The sequence below is a fragment of the Candidatus Nitrosocosmicus sp. R genome (genome assembly GCF_054408505.1).
Map to the genome: position 1 here is coordinate 1,344,626 of NZ_CP167090.1, position 19,384 is coordinate 1,364,009.

General features: G+C 33.9%; 18 protein-coding genes and 1 pseudogene. 10 read left to right on the plus strand and 9 right to left on the minus strand.

From position 1 onward, the window contains the following. Positions 1 to 80 precede the first annotated feature (80 nt). The 4 genes from AAGU22_RS06990 to AAGU22_RS07005 form a co-directional block, all read right to left on the minus strand. Positions 81 to 956, minus strand: coding sequence for a DNA-methyltransferase (locus tag AAGU22_RS06990; protein ID WP_458721473.1), 876 nt, complete (start codon positions 954 to 956; stop codon positions 81 to 83). A 93-nt stretch (positions 957 to 1,049) separates the two neighbouring features. Next, a complete protein-coding gene (locus AAGU22_RS06995; protein ID WP_458721474.1) occupies positions 1,050 to 2,237 on the minus strand; it encodes a 3-dehydroquinate synthase II in 1,188 nt (395 codons plus the stop codon). Next, on the minus strand, positions 2,200 to 2,991 hold the full coding sequence (locus AAGU22_RS07000; protein ID WP_458721475.1) for a 2-amino-3,7-dideoxy-D-threo-hept-6-ulosonate synthase: 792 nt from the start codon (positions 2,989 to 2,991) through the stop codon (positions 2,200 to 2,202). Before AAGU22_RS07000 ends, AAGU22_RS06995 begins: the two co-directional genes overlap by 38 nt. Positions 2,992 to 3,068: 77 nt before the next feature. Then, positions 3,069 to 3,866 (minus strand): NAD+ synthase, encoded by a 798-nt coding sequence (locus tag AAGU22_RS07005; RefSeq protein ID WP_458721476.1) that lies wholly within the window; start codon positions 3,864 to 3,866, stop codon positions 3,069 to 3,071. Positions 3,867 to 4,003: 137 nt separating this feature from the next. Between AAGU22_RS07005 and AAGU22_RS07010 the strand changes: the two genes are divergently transcribed. From AAGU22_RS07010 to AAGU22_RS07040, 7 genes and pseudogenes are all read left to right on the plus strand, one after another. After that, positions 4,004 to 5,191, plus strand: a complete 1,188-nt coding sequence (locus AAGU22_RS07010) for a citrate/2-methylcitrate synthase (RefSeq protein WP_458721477.1) — start codon at positions 4,004 to 4,006, stop codon at positions 5,189 to 5,191. A 70-nt stretch (positions 5,192 to 5,261) separates the two neighbouring features. Beyond that, entirely contained in the window at positions 5,262 to 6,350 is a 1,089-nt protein-coding gene (purM, locus tag AAGU22_RS07015) for a phosphoribosylformylglycinamidine cyclo-ligase (RefSeq protein ID WP_458721478.1), read from the plus strand. Positions 6,351 to 6,738: 388 nt separating this feature from the next. Continuing rightward, positions 6,739 to 7,113, plus strand: coding sequence for a hypothetical protein (locus AAGU22_RS07020; protein WP_458721479.1), 375 nt, complete (start codon positions 6,739 to 6,741; stop codon positions 7,111 to 7,113). Positions 7,114 to 7,165: 52 nt separating this feature from the next. Continuing rightward, positions 7,166 to 8,683 (plus strand): annotated as a pseudogene (locus AAGU22_RS07025) (elongator complex protein 3); the annotation flags it as partial. Between the two features lie 5 nt (positions 8,684 to 8,688). Beyond that, positions 8,689 to 10,398, plus strand: coding sequence for a lysine--tRNA ligase (gene lysS / locus AAGU22_RS07030; RefSeq protein WP_458721480.1), 1,710 nt, complete (start codon positions 8,689 to 8,691; stop codon positions 10,396 to 10,398). A 53-nt stretch (positions 10,399 to 10,451) separates the two neighbouring features. Then, positions 10,452 to 11,792: a hypothetical protein gene (locus AAGU22_RS07035; RefSeq protein ID WP_458721481.1), complete on the plus strand. Its 1,341-nt coding sequence runs from the start codon at positions 10,452 to 10,454 to the stop codon at positions 11,790 to 11,792. A gap of 62 nt (positions 11,793 to 11,854) precedes the next feature. Next, positions 11,855 to 12,193, plus strand: a complete 339-nt coding sequence (locus tag AAGU22_RS07040; protein ID WP_458721482.1) for a hypothetical protein — start codon at positions 11,855 to 11,857, stop codon at positions 12,191 to 12,193. Here AAGU22_RS07040 and AAGU22_RS07045 read toward each other — a convergent pair. Further along, entirely contained in the window at positions 12,190 to 12,576 is a 387-nt protein-coding gene (locus AAGU22_RS07045) for a DUF6659 family protein (protein WP_458721483.1), read from the minus strand. The genes AAGU22_RS07040 and AAGU22_RS07045 overlap by 4 nt on opposite strands. A gap of 914 nt (positions 12,577 to 13,490) precedes the next feature. Between AAGU22_RS07045 and AAGU22_RS07050 the strand changes: the two genes are divergently transcribed. Then, on the plus strand, positions 13,491 to 14,057 hold the full coding sequence (locus AAGU22_RS07050; protein WP_458721484.1) for a hypothetical protein: 567 nt from the start codon (positions 13,491 to 13,493) through the stop codon (positions 14,055 to 14,057). A gap of 932 nt (positions 14,058 to 14,989) precedes the next feature. Further along, positions 14,990 to 15,580, plus strand: a complete 591-nt coding sequence (locus AAGU22_RS07055) for a nitroreductase family protein (RefSeq protein ID WP_458721762.1) — start codon at positions 14,990 to 14,992, stop codon at positions 15,578 to 15,580. Positions 15,581 to 15,822: 242 nt separating this feature from the next. Here the strand turns inward: AAGU22_RS07055 and AAGU22_RS07060 are convergent, their stop codons facing one another. Beyond that, the gene (locus AAGU22_RS07060) at positions 15,823 to 16,389 is read right to left on the minus strand and encodes a hypothetical protein (protein ID WP_458721485.1); all 567 of its coding nucleotides are present in this window, start codon (positions 16,387 to 16,389) and stop codon (positions 15,823 to 15,825) included. A gap of 365 nt (positions 16,390 to 16,754) precedes the next feature. Between AAGU22_RS07060 and AAGU22_RS07065 the strand changes: the two genes are divergently transcribed. Beyond that, complete coding sequence (locus tag AAGU22_RS07065) at positions 16,755 to 16,991, plus strand: hypothetical protein (protein ID WP_458721486.1); 237 nt, start codon at positions 16,755 to 16,757, stop codon at positions 16,989 to 16,991. A 141-nt stretch (positions 16,992 to 17,132) separates the two neighbouring features. Here AAGU22_RS07065 and AAGU22_RS07070 read toward each other — a convergent pair whose 3' ends face one another. The 3 genes from AAGU22_RS07070 to AAGU22_RS07080 form a co-directional block, all read right to left on the minus strand. Next, the gene (locus AAGU22_RS07070) at positions 17,133 to 18,116 is read right to left on the minus strand and encodes an NAD(P)/FAD-dependent oxidoreductase (protein WP_458721487.1); all 984 of its coding nucleotides are present in this window, start codon (positions 18,114 to 18,116) and stop codon (positions 17,133 to 17,135) included. Positions 18,117 to 18,169: 53 nt separating this feature from the next. Then, positions 18,170 to 18,400 carry an Lrp/AsnC ligand binding domain-containing protein gene (locus AAGU22_RS07075; RefSeq protein WP_458721488.1) on the minus strand — a complete coding sequence of 77 codons (231 nt, stop codon included), beginning with the start codon at positions 18,398 to 18,400 and terminating at the stop codon, positions 18,170 to 18,172. 98 nt (positions 18,401 to 18,498) lie between these two features. Beyond that, entirely contained in the window at positions 18,499 to 19,335 is an 837-nt protein-coding gene (locus AAGU22_RS07080) for a TIM barrel protein (RefSeq protein WP_458721489.1), read from the minus strand. Positions 19,336 to 19,384: the final 49 nt, after the last annotated feature.

Consider the following 19,384-nt stretch of genomic DNA (forward strand, 5'->3'; position numbering starts at 1 on the left):
AAAAGTAAAAAATATAAACTATACTTAATCTAACCTGTTGAAAAAGTTCTAATCATGAAATTGTCCTTTTTGTTTCAATTCTATACAACATGCGATGCTATTTTTTTCCAATTTGCTATGAGGGCTTCAGGTCTAATGTGTAAATCCTCGTTCAAAATTCTTTTTTTTGCCAAGTCGACATATTCCTGCTTAATATCTATACCAAGAAAATGTCTATCAAGATTGTAGGCCACCTTCGTAGTTTGACCACTCCCATTAAATGGATCAAGCACTATGTCACCATTATAAGAGTAAATTTTAAGTAAACGATAAGGTATTTCCTCGGGAAAAGGACATGGATGTTCGATATAACCTGGGGGTACCGGAGCTATATGCCATACGGAATTTGCTATTTCTTTGGTCCACTCCTCATGTGTAGCCGGTAGGATTTCTCTTCTTTGATTCCTGCCGCTCTTCACGTCACCCTTTCTTAATACTAAAATGAACTCATGCATAATATTTGCCCTATAGTATTTTGGATAGGGGTTTATGACAAACGAACCATACCTATTAGTTCCTCCAGTTACTTTGTGCCAAATTATTTCTTCATGAAGACTCCAGTTTCCCCCTGGTGTCACTAATTTGGAAAGTAACAAATGGGGCAATGGTATTAATGTCCCATTAACAACTTCGTTAGCGATTACAATACAGCAATAACCACCTTCCTTGGTTACGCGATATACCTGGTCATTAAAAATAGTAACCATATTTTCTAAATATTCATCTAAACTGACCTTTTGAATCCCTCTATAATACTCTGTATTTTTTTTTGAGGTGTGTAAATCATAGTCTATGGCATTCCCGTAAGGAGGAGAGGTCACAGTCAACTGGATACTTCTACAGGGAACATTTTTTAATATCTTTTCACAGTTACCTAGTAAAATTTTATCGTATAGAGATTCGGACCTGATTAGCACAAATTCTGATTTTGGACAAGGTCCATAATCACATTACTCTAAAAATTTATACAGATTGATAAAAACATTTAACAAAATCACAAACCAGTTTTATCATTTCTCGAGGATGTACTCTTTTGAAACTTCCATGCCGAAATGTCTACCTACGGATGGAATGGAAAATACCAATATCTTATCACCCCGTTTTGCATGAGTGACTGGCAATATTTGACCTCTCTCATTCAAAAATCTGATAGTTTCAGCATTTTGAACTATAATGGTTCCCATTTCATCATCATTGATTGCTGCTCTAAATAGTCGTAACGGTCGAGATTCTATTTTAGCTCTCCCAACACCGACCATTCGAGCCTCCCCCTTGGTGTTTACTATTAATATCTGACTTCCAGATTCAAGTTCAGACAAATACTTTGTTGTCCCATCTGGAGTTATAGTGTAGCAGTGTACTGCACCAGCGTTCACTCTAAAAGGACGAGGTGATGTAAAAGATGAACCTATTGATTCGTTGTGGATCAGGAACAAAAAATTCGACTTGTTTCCAACCAGCATTCCCTCCCCCTCGGCCAGCATAGATACCGTATCTATGCACACTCTTTCTCCCATTCCCACCTCCTGCACTTCTCTTATTTCCGCAATTTTTATTTGAAACGAAGATTTCTTGATGATATTTCTTGCTCTAACTATTTCCTCTTCGCTATTTGTTGACATTAGTACTCCGTCTACCCCCAATTCTAAAACGGTGAATAGAGTTTCGACTTCCTCTATGGATTTTGCGACAGCGAATATTTCGGCCCCGGTATTTTGGAGAGAAGCTATAACATTTTCAAGTGGTATTACCCTCCAATCATCCAAGTCTATTATAACAAATGACAAATGAAATTTATCTATTAAACGCTTCAATTCATCTATATCCTGATTGCTGGTAACCTTTTTGTAAACTCCAGTTTTCCTGCCTCTAGTCAGATTTCCTGAGTTGATTTGGTCAAGCCGTTGCTCTGATTCAACAATCATATAATCCGCATCCTTGGAATTAAAAATAGTTTTAAATTTAGTTGAATTTTGGTCCAGTCCTTCAAGCTCCAATGAAGGATCGATATAAATCAAATCAATTTTGTCTTTTATCCTGGTAATAAAACTAGCAAATTCATCAAATTCATTTCTTCCACCTAATTCAGGGATACTAGAAAGATCAGAATTAGAATAGAATAATGGTTTTAATATTATTTTCTTGGCTTTTTGTTTATTCTTACTTTCTTCCGCCTTTCTTGGATTTGATTCTGCCATAGTGCTTGTTCTCTATAATAATAGCATACAAAGCTTTTATTATTTCATTTGGATTATCATGCTGAAAAATATTTCTGCCAAAAGTTACGCCAATAGCTCCCGCCTTCATCGCATCATTACACATCTGTAATATTTCAAGGTCCGTATTTGCTTTTGGTCCACCTGCAATTACAATTGGCACAGGACATGATTTTATGACTTCTTTAAAGGAATCTATGTCACCTGTGTAAACAGTCTTTACTATATCAGCCCCTGCTTCAGCACCGATTCGAGCTGTATGAGCAACTATAGTCGGATCGTGGGGGTTTGGAATACTGTCTCCCCGAGGATACATCATCGCGATTAATGGGATATTCCATTCATTACATTCATCAGACACTTGGCCCAACTTATAGAGCATGCTAGGCTCCTCTTTGGAGCCAATATTAATATGCAAAGAAACAGCATCGGCACCTAACCTTATTGCTTCTTTCACCGAGCCCATCAAGATCTTGTTGTTTGGATCTGGACCAAGGGAAGTTGCGGCTGACATGTGGGCAATTAATCCTATGGAGGGTGGCGCAGGGAGAGATTTTATAATACCTTTATTTACTAGAAAACAAGTTAACCCAGAATCCTGGGTCTGGTTTATCAGTTCAGTTATATTTTGAATGCCCTTTAATGGGCCACTGCTTATTCCATGATCCAGCGGGATGCACAACATTTTTCCCTTTTTCAATATACGATTTAGCCGGATTTCTTTCCCCAGGACCATAATACAAGAAAAATTATAAACCTAGTTAAAAGTGATATGGTTGATATACCAAAAATTTTGCATCTCCAATCCTGGTTTCATTTTGAAATTTTACAGATAGGTGGAAATGTTAATTTATGCTGATTATTTTTCATCCTGAACTGAACCTCTTCAATAATCTCTATTGACGATCCTGGAAATTCATCTGATAAAGCTTGTCTATCATAGTGTACATTTTTAGATGACTCAAAGAATTGAAGTATTTTATCTAGTTGGTTGAATGGCAAACCCAGTTCGTCTTCGGTGAATTGGTTGGCCCATAATCTAGCGCTGCTCTTTTTGTCTAATACTGAGCCAGGAATTTCAAGATACTTTCCTAAACCGAACAATTGGGTTTTATATATGTCTCCTAGGGGCAGTAAATCGGCAGCCCCATCTCCGAATTTTGTAAAATAACCAAGCATTAGTTCGGTCTTATTCGAGGATCCTAATACCAGCCTCCCCATTAAACCGGAGTAATAATACAACACACACATTCTGACTCTAGCGACAAGGTTTCCGGTCAACAGAATATTATCAGCGTGTTCAATTATTTCTAAGAAACTATTTTTTGGTTTGTTTATGTAAATTTTTTCACTGTCAATTTTCAAAACTGAACATATTCTAACAGCATCTTCGATATCCTTTGCGGGGGTTACAGTTTCATCTGGTAATATCAATCCCTTTACATTCTCTGGCCCAATCGCTCTTGTTGCTAAAAATGCAAGCACTGTGGAATCAATACCTCCAGAGATTCCCAAAACTACTCCGTTTGATTTTCTAGATTCTGTTTCCTTTTTTATGAAATTCATGATTTCCTGGCTTACTGATTCAAAGTTCATCGAATTTGAAGTCATTATTATAAATATTATATTAATTTTGTCATGTAATTATTCTCAGATTATACAGAATTATGAAATTCCATCAGAGAAAAACCTGCTTTGTATTAATAGAATTATTTTAATATGCAGGATCAATATTAGAATTTAGGTCATTGGATACACGCAATATAGGTTTAAGGAATATCGAAGTAGCGGACACAAAAATATGTTCTATCGATGGTGAAAATGGAAAATTAATCTATAGGGGTTATGACATACTTGACCTAGCCAATCATTCCACTTATGAAGAAACAGCGTTCCTCTTGCTGTTTGGAGATTTACCTATAAAAGAGGAACTTGATGATTTCAACTCAAGATTGACTGCGTCTCGAAGAATTCCTGATTCAGTTACCAAGATTATGAAAAATAAACCTGTTACAGCACATCCAATGGATGTATTACAATCTTCCATATTAGACTTGGCGGATTATGACCGCAACAGGCTAGATGAAGGAAAAAATGCAAACATTGAAAGGGCTATATCGTTAATCGCAAAGATCCCTACTATAGTTGCTGCATGGGATAGGGTCAGAAATAACAAAGATCCCGTAGAGCCACTAGATGATAATTCTCATGCACATAATTTTTTATATATGCTAAGAGGAGAACACCCGAAGCATGAAATATCCAAAATATTTGATATCAGTTTAATATTACACGCTGAGCATAGTTTTAATGCTTCAACTTTTGCTGCTCGGGAAATAGCATCAACGCGTGCAAGTATATATGCAAGCATAGGTGGTGCGGTGGGTGCATTGTCTGGGGAGCTCCATGGCGGAGCTAATATTCAAGTGATGAAGATGTTGCTTGAAATTGGCGATGTGAAGAATGTGGATAAATGGGTCCAAGAAAGGCTCGCAAAAGGTGCAAGAGTCATGGGGATGGGCCATGCAGTGTATAGAACAACTGATCCAAGGTCAGAAGTCCTTGCAACTCTATCTAGGGCTATTTCCAAAGAAAAAGATTCAAAATGGTATGATATAACCGAAAAAATTGAAGAAGTCACAAAGAAAATCATGTATCAGACAAAGAAAATGTTGATTTATCCAAATGTTGATTTGTATAGTGCCTCATTATACTATACTTTGGGAATTCCTATTGATCTAAATACACCGATATTTGCTATATCAAGAATAGCGGGATGGAATGCTCATATTATTGAAGAAAAATTTGCCGAGGCAGCTCCAAAGCCAGCTCTTTATAGGCCAAAGGCAGTGTATGTTGGTAGATATTGTGGTCCGATGGGTTGTGAGTATATTAGCCTTATTGATAGGAAAACTCAAAATCCACCAACTTCGTAATATTAAATTCGTTTAGAAAATATCATGCTCTTAAATTTATAAGTCCATCAAATTTCTCTAATTCATAACGTTGAAGTCCTCAAGCAAGAACAATGTCAAATATAGTGATGTTGGGATAGACGTTGACAAAATAAAGTCAATCCAAAATTCTATTGGGAAAAGTATTATGAGTACTCATCTTTTACCAAAAAAAGGTAAAGTAATTTCTGGATTTGGTCACTATGCCGGACTCATAGAATTCAATAAAAATATAATGACATTGCACACTGATGGTGTGGGTTCAAAGATTTTGGTGGCTCAAGCCATGAATAAGTACAATACAATTGGTATCGACTGTATAGCTATGAATGTTAATGACACCGTTTGTTTAGGAGCTACTCCTATAGGATATCTTTCCTATGTCGCTCTGGAAAAAACTAATGATAATTTATTAAAGGAGATTACTAAGGGCCTGGTCAAGGGAGCTAATATGTCAAAAATAGCAATAGTTGGAGGGGAAACAGCTATACTTGCAGATATTATTACTGGACAAAAAAAAGACCATAATTTTGACCTTGCAGGAATGGTTCTTGGGATATTAGAAAATAAGAAGAAATTGATACTCGGGGACAATATTCGACCCGGTGACGTAATAATAGGAATAAAGAGTTCTGGAATCCATTCTAATGGATTAACGCTAGCAAGAGAAGTCTTGTTAAAACAGCATAGTATTGACGATAAGCCTGATTTTATTAATAAATCGATAGGAGCTGAGCTATTAACCCCTACCGCTATATATTCAAGTGTTATCCTTAAAATCGTAGAAAAATTTGGAACAAGAATACATGGACTTGCGCATATCACAGGAGGTGCATTTACAAAGCTAAAAAGATTGAATAAACGTGTTGATTACGCTTTAGATAATTTGCCTCCTATTGATGGGATATTTAAACAAATTATGGTGGATGGGAATATTTCAGAAAGGGAAATGTATAGGACCTTTAATATGGGAATAGGATTTTGTATTATTGCAGCAAGAGAATCAGCGGATGAAATAATTGATACCATTAATATTGAAAGAATGAAAGCCAGCGTAATTGGGAGTATTAAAAGAAATGGAAAGGGTAATTCATTTATTAAACCATCAAATGATAAGGGAAACATAACAGTCCAACTATAAGCAATAAAATATTTATTGTCCCATTATATTATTATATCTTGCTTGACTTTGAAAATCGGCTAAGTAAATACTAGTGGATTGAACAATTACTGAACAGTATTGCCTCTAACGGAACCTAGTTTCATTATTTTGAATAGAGAATCAAATATATTGAAATGATTTTCAAATAATTTGCCATTTTAGACTGTGATTTTGGACCGTGATTAGATAGAGACAGAAATTAGGAAATATACTGGTTTTTTTAATAACTTTGCACCTATTTTTCTCTTACCACGCCTCCAGGGTATGAGCATAATTTCTTGCAAATTAAAGGAAAATTTTTCATAAAAAGTAGGAAGAGATATTTAGTCGAGGGAATAGATAGATTTTCAGAGGGACATTCGCTAGATTGTTTGTAAATGCGTCTCGATATAATGCTAAAGATATTAACCAATATCAGCAGATATGCAAAGAAATAGCTAATGATATCTTATCTAGGAAGGATAATAGTAATTTAATGAATCTAAGTGAGATCAATAAACTAATAAAATCGAAATCCTCTCGGTACAAATTACCTAGTATCCCAAAATATGCTGAAATAAACCGGTATATCCCTATCACCAGTCAATATAAAAAACTTTTAAGGAAAAAGCCTGTAAAAACTCAATCAGGAATTGCAGTCATCACAGTTATGCCTATGCCTTACGACTGTCCTCACGGGAAATGTATATACTGTCCTGGTGGGAAGGAATACGATACCCCCCTTAGTTATATAGGGTACTGAACCTTCTACCAAATTTGCTCAAAGAGTAAAATATGATTCTTATGAACAGGTTCGTTATAAGATAATGCAATTGATGGAAGGCGGTCATGAAATTAGTAAAGCAGAATTAGTAATAGTTGGGGGAACGTTTCCATTTTATCCTAAGGATTACCAAATTCATTTTATTAAAAGATGTTATGATGCTCTTAATTCTATCAAACATATGGATATAGATTCTCCAATCCAATCACACTTCGAATATTCAAGTAAATCGGATGAGATCATGATCCTTTCGACAGATAGTTCTCTAGAGAAAAGTACATTTGGATCGAAGTCGAACTCGCTCTTACTATCACTTAATCATGCTAAGGAACATAATGAAACCGCCTTTGTAAGGTGTGTTGGACTCACCATTGAAACAAAACCGGACTATTGCAAAATGGATCATATCAATTTGATGCTGGAACTTGGAACAACTAGAATTGAACTAGGAGTCCAATCACTAAATGATACCGTTTTAAAAATGATTAATCGAGGTCACACTATCCAAGATGTTTATAGATCTTTTTATGAGGCGCGGAATTCAGGTTATAAAATTGGGGCTCATATGATGCCAGGTTTACCCGGCTCTTCTTATGAACATGACTTGAATGACTCAAAGATTTTGTTTGAGGATGAAAGACTAAAACCAGATATGCTAAAAATCTATCCCACCCTCGTAGTACGAAACACCGGACTCTATAAAATGTATAAAGAACAAAAGTACAAAAGTTATTCAACAACTGAATTGGTAGAACTTTTGGTAGAGATAAAGAAAATTATCCCTCCATGGGTAAGGATAATGCGGATACAGAGGGAAATAGAAGCTCCTGACATCATATCAGGTCCTAAAATGGGAAATATTAGGCAATTAGTGTTAGAAGAATTAAAAAGGCAAGGAGTAAGGTGCAAATGTATACGTTGTAGAGAAATAGGACTCAGTGAAAATAAGATAGAATTTTCAAATGATGAAATCTTGTTGTTTAGAACAGAATATAATGCATCCATGGGTAAAGAAATTTTCCTATCTTTTGAGTTAAAAGATAGGATGCTTCTTTTAGGTTTTCTCAGACTACGAATGATGTCTGATCCTCTAAGAAAAGAATTACAAACAGAATTAGATACTATATCAAGATTCAATAACAACGATACTACAGATTTGAAAGTCGAATCATTTACTTCAGCAATTGTACGAGAACTACATGTTTACGGGACAGTCGCAAAAGTGGGCGAACAAGTTGCCAATAGACAACCTGTATCTATCAATACTAAATCTGATATTATGTACATGAATGGTGATAATAGCAATGATAGAATTCAAAGTAAGTTTAATCCTCCTGCTAGTGATTGTGATGGTGGTTTAGCTCTTAATAATCAAGTTAAATATCAACACAAGGGTCTAGGACGAGGCTTATTAGCTGAAGCCGAAAGAATCTGCAGAGAAGAATATGGTTTGAAAAAAATTTCAGTAATAAGCGCGGTAGGAACCCGAGACTATTATAGGAAATTTGGATATACTAATAATGGTCCGTATGTTACAAAATCATTATAGGATATATGAGTAGTTCTCCTGAAAATATAATTGGAAAAGGAACATGGATTGATAAAATTGCTTATACAATAGTCGAACGAGAAAAAAAACTCGGCAGGTCAACAGAAAATATTAAGGTTGAAAGTGGTTTAGGAGCATCTGGGATTCCCCATATTGGTAGCATGGGGGATGCTGTGAGAGCTTATGGGATTTCTTTAGCTCTGCAGAATCTCGGTTATTCATCAGAACTAATTGCCTTTTCAGATGACTTAGATGGATTAAGAAAGGTGCCAGTTGGCCTGCCCGAATGGCTGGAAAATCACATTTGTAAACCTGTGTCTACTATACCCGATCCCTTTGGTGATTGTCACGATTCATACGGTCAACATATGAGTAGTTTATTATTAGAAGGGTTAGATTCGGCAGGAATAAAGTACACCTTTAAGAGTGGTACACAAACCTACAAAAGTAAAATACTAACAGAGCAAACTCACAATATACTTTCCAATAGTAAATTAATTGGTGACAAGATTGCAGAATCTACTGGCCAACAAAAATACCTGAAATTTCTTCCTTACTTTCCCATTTGTGAAAATTGTAACAGACTTTATGTTGCAAACTCTATTGATTATTTAGAAAATGAGAGAGCAGTAACTTATTCGTGTAACGGAAACACGATTGGAAAAAAAATAATCCAAGGATGTGGGCATACAGGTCAAGTCAAAATAGATAGCGGAAATGGAAAATTAGCTTGGAAAGTTGAATTTGCAGCAAGATGGCAAGCCTTTGACATTAAATTCGAAGCCTTTGGCAAGGACATCATGGATTCTGTAAAAATAAATGATTGGATATCTGATGAAGTTTTAAAATTTAATCATCCTTTGCATGCAAAGTATGAAATGTTTTTAGACAAAGGCGGCAAGAAAATAAGCAAATCCGCTGGAAATGTCTTGACTCCACAGATGTGGCTAAAATACGGATCACCTGAATCACTTTTATTATTGCTATACAAAAGAATCTCAGGAACTAGACATGTTGGTATTGACGATATTCCTGCACTCATGGATGAGTACGATTTATTCGAAGATATATTCTTTGGGAAAATAAATGAATCAAATGATAGCAAACGATTGAAAATTAAAGGAGTATACGAATATATCAATCACCTTCATCCACCTGCTGATAATTCCTCGTCTGTACATATACCTTATAGGATATTAATACAGCAGGCAAATTTATTTAAGAACCAAATCCGGGAATCAGACTTGCTACAAAAAACCATATTTGATAGGCTAAAGAAATATCGTCTGGTAAAGGAAGAAGACATCAAGAAAAAGGAGCTGATTGATAAAATAACCCTTGCGATAAATTGGGTGGGAGATTTTAACGGCTTGACGGAAGGTGATGGTGAAGACGACGGAAGTACAGCCGGTGAAAAAGTTGTAATGAGCAGTATTCATAAAGAAGTGATATTTAAAATTGGAAATGATTTATCTGCATTGGCATCAACCGTAAATAACAGAAGCGAAGATGCTAAAACTAAAGACGACGATTTGGCCCAAGACATACAAACCATAATTTTTAACAATGCAAAAAATAACAATCTTCAACCAAAAGAGATCTTTAGATTATTATACGTGATTTTAATAAACGCAGAAAAGGGTCCGAGGCTTGGGAACTACATTGTAGACCTGGGAATAGACAACGTGGTAAAAGTAATAGAAAAGAGAACTTGACCTTATGGAATGGATTGGTTACATTAAATTTTTGTGTGAATGGAAGTTTTACGATGTCAATTATTTCACTTCAGGTTTTTAGGGATATCCTTTATAGGTATCAAAATTTAATCATCGTAATTGGACTAATTATCTCATTTTCGGGAGGCAGTTGGGATATAACGTTCCATATTCTGAGCCAGCCTGAGAGTTTCTTCTCCTATCCACACACCTTGGTATATACTGGAATATTAATAGTAATCAGCATATTTTTTATTAATTTTGGAAAAAACATCTCAAATAAAAATCAGGATAGAAAAGATAATTTCCTAATATTAATGGGTTCTGTTTTAATTCTTACAGCAGGACCATTTGATTTCTCTTGGCACTTAAAGTTTGGCTTGGATGGTCTTCTTAGTCCACCCCATGTCATATTATTGACTGGATGGTTGTTGGTAGGGTTGGGCAACCTTCGGATCACAAATTATTTGATTAATTTAATCCTCCTCCAGACCGAAAGATCAAACAGGAGCAGATCTGTTGATGGAGAAGAAGTAAACTATCAGGATAAGTACAAAAATAATCATGAGAATTCAAGCACAGTAGATAATACAAGCAATCTGCTGGACAAGAAAGGATTACACCTTCTTAAAATTCAACTCGTTCTTAATCTTTCTATTATTTTGGTGATTTTGTCTGGATTTATCTATTTTTTTTCGCTACCATTTTCAGAAACTCAATTTTACAATTACAACCCAGATCCACTAATTGCCTTTTTGATCTATAGTTTTGGGTTCCCATTTTTGCTTTCTAGTTTTTTTATAAGAATACTGAAAAATTATCCAGATTTTGATGAAATGACCCTTTTGGTAGGAAGCTTTTATGTAATAATCATGCTTTTAACTCAGATCGTCTCAAATCCATTTTTGTTCGGCTATTCATCGTATTATATATTAAATATAACACCATTTGTGATAATTTATTTAATTAACAAAAAACAAGTAAGGAAAACATTTACCAAAATGAATGTACCACCATCACCTCCAGCTTCATGGGATTCAAAGGCCAAGATGAAAAAATACGTAAATCCAAAAATGTATGTTTTATATGCTTTAATCCTAGCTATTTTTTCATTTACAATTTGCTTCCCACTCAATACCTACATTTTGAATGAAGAACTCTATGGATATTTGGTATACCAGAATGTAGTTGTCAAAGTATACACTCAGATATTAGACGACTACTTCTTTATCATTGTGAGTATATCTATAGTTGGCGGGCTTTTAGGATATGGTCTTAGTATGAGTAGCGGGCTTGTCAAGCCTTCAAAGTACAAGAAAAATCAATTGTATCAATATTTTACAGAGCATAGAAAAGGAGGGGATAAATCCTTTTTTAATTCTAAACAAAAATAGAATATGAAAATTTTGGTAAAAGTGATAATAAAATATATTTTGTGCGCCTCTTATGTCCAATTATGAGAAATAACATACTACCATCCATTTCTAATATCATCTCAGAATCCAAGGAAGAAAGGATTATTTACTACAGAAAATTCTTTGCTGAACTGAGATTAAATAGGTTACATTTTCAATTAACAATTTTAAATTATTTCTCTAACCTGGATACACCAGAAAATAGTCAATCTTTTGCTAAAGAGCTTGAAACATATATTTCTTTTTTTAAGAAAATGGATAGTTGGTTGGAAACTCTAAAAAATGAAGGGTTATACCCCGAGTTTCAAGAACAATGCTTAGATGAGATTAAAGCCATAGAACAGATTATCCAAAGCTATGAGGGCAAGATGAAAAACTAAACACTGGGTTTATCAAATGACCTAATGTAAGCAAGGACGGTATTAACTATTTTTTCGTGATCTGCCTCTTTCTCAAGTGATAGTCGAATTATGTGTCCATCGATTGGGAAAGAAAGCATTTTAATTTTTTTTCTGACTGTTAGTGAATAGACTACTTCCCCTAGTTTAGAGTCAAAGTCAGTATGTAATTTTGAAATTAAGGCAAATTCCATGTATATTTTTACAGATTCAGTTTCAGATTCTAGTGAAATTTTTCCAGGTCTCATTCCACCATATGCCAATCGCCCCATATCATCAATTAATCCTACAAATCTGATATCTGGGTCAAGCCCAATGATATAATCATAAATGGCTTTATAGTTTAATTTATCATCCTTTATCAATATTTTCACCGACTAATTTCAAATGCCAGACCAACATATTTAGCTTTGGAAATAATCGAAATAGCTCCTCACTTAAATGTCCCCACTATACTCGTGGACTGATATGACATTCATCTTGAAAACAAATTTTTTGCCAGGTTACGGGAGCAGCGATACAGAAAAATAATAATAACAATTTTCTTGAAAACATTTAAGAAAAAATACAGTATTTTATTTAGCAGGATTTGCTTTTAACAGCTGAGATAAATAACAAAAATTTGATTAAATAACAATCTTTTGGTTTGTTTTGAACTATAGATGGAGTTACAGTCAAACCAACTTCTTGTATCAGAATCTGATTTTAGTATTTCAATCATATTAAAAAGTAAAAGTGAGGTGGGCTGACTATGGATTAAAGCACTACCCCACTTTTACTGATGTTTGCCGATCATTCGAGACCAGTTGTATTCTAGAATATTTAATAAAGTATAAATACACTGATCATTTTTTCGGCAATTTATCGCGAAATTCTTCACAGGCCATCCAGCATTAAGGAGAAATAATGTGAGCAGTCTCCTAAATTCATTACAAGCCCTAAAAGGTATGATAATAAATAGTCAGTGTAAAATAACTTTTATATTTATCCAATTGGACTTCGCTTTTTTAAGCGATGTTTTGAAAGCGGAAATTATATAAATAATTTCTTGCGTTTATGTATAATGTTTTTTAACCGTTAATTATTAGGGAGATATAGAGTGCATTTACCTGAAATCTATAATATCACAATTTGAATAGATTTTTAATCTTTTGATCGATAATTTGCCTACATAGATTTTTTCAAATCTAGTTTTTTCATATATTCTTGTTAGGAATCAACTGAATTTGAGATGCACTACAGATTATATTTAAGGATCATTCAAAGAAATACAATTCAAATGCAAAGAGGATTTATGGTTTTAATTATTAGTGGTGCTCTATTTTTGTCTTCAATAATAGTGTTCTTCATGTGGGGGATGACCTTTAGCGGCATGTTCGTTCAGAATAATCCAAGTCTCACTACGAATCAAATAACACTTGATCCCTCAACGGCCTATAACTCTAGTATTTTTATTAATTCCACGGACAAGCTGCTTACTATTACCATTGATTCTACGGGCAATGATCACAATGTCCTAAATGAATTGGTAACTGATCCAAATGGAAAAATAGTATCTAATTCTACTTTTCAAAAAACCTATTTTTCAACCATAACTCCAAATGCAACTGGGAGGTATGATATTTCGTTGTTCAATATGGATCAAAACAATAAGGCGTCCGTTTATCTATTTTTTGGTAATTTACCCTTTTTAAAGGAGAATGGTGAAATAGACCTAAGTAGTTTTGGTGGTTTAGTTTTTGGAGTAATATTGTTTATTGCAGGATTAGTATGTTTTGTAGTAGGAATTGTTTTATATCTTAAAGATAGGAACAAAGAAAAATACCATGGTTACATACCAAGGTAGAACTTACAAATTACGATCTTTCAAACCAAACAATATCGGGTCAACAAAACGAGCAGAAAAAAACAAGCTTAGAGGGCTTTAAATATATTGAGCCAGGCCCAATTTAGGAATACTCAGTTAAGTTACAGAATTTTATTTTTGTTCCCCTGATTTTTTGAAGATAATTATTGTCTATATCATGTAGCTAGTATAAAATATGAAATCAGGGATTAGTATATTTAAAACTCTATACATGACTTTTGGGATCGTAATTTATTCATTATAAGGTTGATGAGTCAGTTATAGGTCAAGAAAATGTCTATAGGTACTTGCATTAAAAAGATAAAAAATAAAATTAGTCGCTGCTACTTTGGGCTAAAACATTGTGATCGAAGTTTTGTTGGTTTTGGAAGTAGATGTTGTTATCAGATAAGAAATTGCCGCCGCCGCTGATTGATTGGCTTTTTTGTGAGCTTTTTTGGTTTTCTTCAATTTTATGACTTACTTTATTACCACCACCTGTTAAAGCATATCGAGATATTGCTATTGGGGCTACAATTAATGCAAATGCAATTATGACTGTTCATGTGTATCTAATTCAGAATAAGACATAAATATAAAGTTTATCAAATTGGAAATTAAACCCAAACTTGAATCAAGTCCTTTATTTAGGATATAAGATAGAACCTACTACCTGTAGAAATGACCATTACAAATTAAGGTAATTATTAAACATACATTTGTTTATTTAAATTAATTGCAAAACTTTATCATTTGTTTTCAAATGGAACTTTGTTACCTATTGGTCCAAGGTAACTTGAATAGTACAAACGTAATTGATAATATACAAATAAAATCGAATATCAAAACTGAATTTATTTATTCAATCTAGAATCTTTTTTAATAACTAATGGTTATTACTTGTATTGGAAGATAATAGAATTTTGGATAGTATGTTTCCTTCCGATATACTTCCAAAAGTTTACCCAAAAGAACCAACCCCACAAGAAAAGTCTGAAATGGACGATGTCTTGGATAGTAATATTTTTAATGTTATGCTCAACAGGCGCTCACAGAGGAAATTTGACGAAAGAGAAATAGAGGGTTGGAAAATAGATATCATTTTTGCCGCTGCTGACACAGCACCCACTGCGGGTGGGTTCCAGGGTTTTGAAATTTATCATCTTAAAAATACCCAGCTGAAACAGAACCTAATTAAAGCCGCTAATAACCAGCCATATGTGAATGCACCATTGGTTTTAGTATTTTGTTCTAACCCTTCACGAATTAAATTAAATTTTCATTCAGAGGTACTACATAAATTTTCTATTCAAGACGCTACTCTTGCAGCTGGTTATGCCCAATTAGCTGCTCATGCTTTAGGATTGAGCTCCATTTGGATAGGCATGTTTAATGAACAATTACTTAAAGAAGTGGTAGGTACTGATTTGGAACCTTCCTCGATCTTATGCATTGGATATCCAAGGAAAATGTTATTTCCCAAACCAAAGAGAAATCTTACAGATTTAATACACACTGTATAGCTGATCCATTTCAAAATACTACTATTTTATTGGTTGGTATAGGTATTACATTTTTTTTCAAACTAGGAATAACCTAAAATTACATTGATCAATCTAAGTTTTCTATCTCATAGATCAATGTCGATATCCGTTGGATTTAACATGTGTTCAAGATTAAAAATCTGAATCTATTTAAAGCGAATCGTTACGATAATAATAATTAATTAAAAAAAATTTAAAAAAAGGCTTGGTGAAGTTTGAGTTCACTGGTTCTTGTAAATTGCGGTATAGGGTAAATCAAATGATTCGTATAATTCTGAAACACCAGCATTTGTATTCTTGTCAAATTGGTCTCCTAAATCCAATTTATCTTGAAATATTAGGTTTGGTGAAGATTCGGCGGACTGTTTTTGCATATCATTGTTTGTTTTTAGTGGCTCGTCTGAATCTGTGCCCTTATTTAGGTTGATTGGTTTAATGATGTGATCATCTTGTGATGCTACTGCAGGACCGGCAGTTAGAACACTATCAGTCTTACTCTCTATTCCACTACTTTGATCAGCATCATCATCATCATTTGAAGATGCAGAATCGTCATTTTCAGATTTGATATCCGAATTTTTTGATACTTTGTTTTCATTTCCATCACACGACATTTTATCTTTCGTGTCAAGATTATTAGTTCCATTTGCAATTCCTTTGCAATCCAAAAGCTCGTCCAGGGCCATTGCTGAGGACACCTGACTTAATCCCATTGAGATTGCTATGGAAAATATTGCTACTACGAGAACACCTGCGTTTTTTGTAGAAAAACTTTTAGTACTGGTCATAGACATTAAGGATTTTATTTTTATAATTTATATCAAATTTGAAGAATGTAGCAGTAAAAAATTGCTAACTAAATTTATTTATTAATTCTTCTTATGAAATCAATCATGTGGTAGTATATTTGTACCATTGTCCAGATTTGAATTGAGGTATATTGGGATGTTGGTATATACAGATCTCATTGTCCGCCTAGAATTGCCTATCTCATTTCTGTCCAAACAAGACCAAATACCCAAATTCTAGAAGCATTAGCTCTGTTTTAACTTATTGTTAATCGAAACTTCAAAATTATAATGGATTCATCAATAAAATCTTTATATAAATTTACCCAGATTAGGATAAATACTAAATAAAGTACATAATCCAAGTGACAACATACACAAACTTCAGTATTAGTATAGAAGAAGAAAAGCTAACCAAATTAAAAACGATAGTTAAGGACCTGTTTGAATCTGGGTCAATAAACTCAAATGAGATTGAGGAGTTTATCAAATTTACATTATTTATCGTTTTTGATGAATACGAAAAGAACATTCCTTCATTGAAAAAATTTTATTCAATGAATCTAACGAATTATCTAGATACCAAAGATCGTCAAAAGTAGGAAAGGGGGAAAATAATGATTTAATAAAGTCTTGATATTACCAATAAAAAATGCAGTTTTTATATAAAAGTATGTAGTAAAGTATCTTAGGAGGTGCTTAATTTAAAAAGAATAAGTAAAAAAGAGCCTCACTATCTATCCCTAATAGTGAAACACAGTATCACCAATAGTTTTCTTCCAATCAGAACGGATACCAGGTTTTCCTTTTAATTTCTCAATATAATTAAATGCAGAAATTCCTGCAGACGCACCGTCACCGCATGCTGCTACGATTTGCTTATAAGGAATGTTTGTTGCATCGCCTGACGCAAAAATTGCTGGGTGAGTGGTCTTTCCTCCATCAGTAACCTCGATCTCACCTTTTGTGTTAAGTTTAATAAGATGTTTTACAAAATCTAGATTTATCTTGGATCCCATTTCGACAAATAAACCATCAACGTCTATCATTTTCTCTACACCCGCATTATCTTTAATTTGAATTTGCTGTAAAGAGTTGTTACCTGAAACTAGGGTAACTGAGCTATTTGGAATGAGTTCTACGTTATTTTTCTTTTTAATAGATTCTATCATATCCCTATCTCCTCCTAGCTGACCACCACGATAAATAAGGTATACTTTTGATGCCATTCTAGACAACAATATGCCTGATTCTAAAAGGTAGCCCCCAACTCCAACAGTAGCAGTAGTTCTGCCTTGATAAAAAGGAGCGTCACATTTTGTACAGTAATGAACGCCTTTGTTTTGAAATTGGATTTCATTTTCGACCCCTAAATTATTTGGAACTTTTCCTGGTGCAAGAATTAGTGCTTTTGTGAGATATTCAGAACGTCCTGTTTTTACCTTCAGGTCTGTACTGCCTTCAATTTGATCGACCTTTTCTACAGTATCATAAGTCATTTCACCATTAAATGTTAAATACTGATTTTCCAATGTTTTAGCAAGGAGTGGTCCGCTTGACATCATGGTACCGGGATAATTCTCAAGTTTAGGAATCAGGTTCATCTGTCCACCCAAGTCCTTTGAAATCAAAAGACATTTGGTCCTCTGTCTTGCTACAAATATACCCGCTGAAAGTCCTGAGGGCCCTGCTCCTACTATAATAACTTCATACTCTTCAATTGACATTCTCAATCATTTCTCCAATATTCTACCTTTAACAAAACAAGCCTCGTCTTCTTTTATGAAACAGATATCAAAGTGGTCATGTTCTCTATTCCTTCAATAAGAGGTAACTTTTCATCTATTTCGCTTTTTACTTGTTGCAAATTATCGGACTCAAAAATGATCACTAGATCATAAATTCCATAGACAGATTTTACTGCCCTTACTGTAGATAACAGCTTTAATTGATCTATTACTTTGGATTGTTTCTTATAATTAACATTCAATAATACATAGGCTTCACTCAAAATAATCTGTAATTATGCTATTGCCTTTATTAATAAAGATTGATATACTGTGGAATATTTTCATATTAAGTAGTTATTATTTCAGAATTTTTATATATTTAATATTTTAAATCAAGTTTTTTTATATGGTCTAATCCAAATTTCACAGCAGAATAATAATTTTTATTCAAGATTGTGGGTTCAAAACTAATTTTGCCATCATATGAAATTTTTTTTAAGGCTTTTATTATCGTATTAAAATCGATATGGCCAAAACCAGGCATCTTCCTGTTGTTATCAGCAAAGTGCATATGGGAAAGAATAGGGTGGGAATTTGAGATCGCATCCTCAAAAGAATCTTCCTCTATATTCATATGAAAGGTATCTAACAGGAGTTCTAGTTCATCACACTTTTCATTCAACGAGATTACATCTGAATAAGTACAACAGTAAGGTGTTGAATAGCGATTTAGTGGTTCGACCATCAAAGAGACATTTTCTTCTCCTGCAGTTTTTAAAAGACGGTTCAACAATGGCACACAACGTTCTAACACTTTAATCTTGTTGTTTTCATTAACGTTTCTATGGGTTACATCAAAAGAATAAATAGGATCTGAAAACAAACATAAATTAATTCGTTTTCCTCCAAAATAGTTACATAACTTAATACACTTTAACACATACTCTTCAGAATATTTCAGTATGGATTTATCGTTACTTAAAAGACGTCTTTTCCATCCATTCAAACTCGACCTGCCCCACATTCCAGTGATACCTATTACCCTCACATCAAATGAATTCAAAAGATCCTTAAGGGATACCGAGTTTACCTCATCTGGTTCTCCATACAATTCCAATTCAGTCAAACCGAGTCGGCTAAGGTTCTCTAGAGTTTCTAATTCGTTTTTTTGTACGTTCAGAAATGAAGATAATGTAATAGAATATGAAAATGCCATTTCCTTTGATTCTTATTTTCTATTATTATATGCTAATATGCTTCTAATT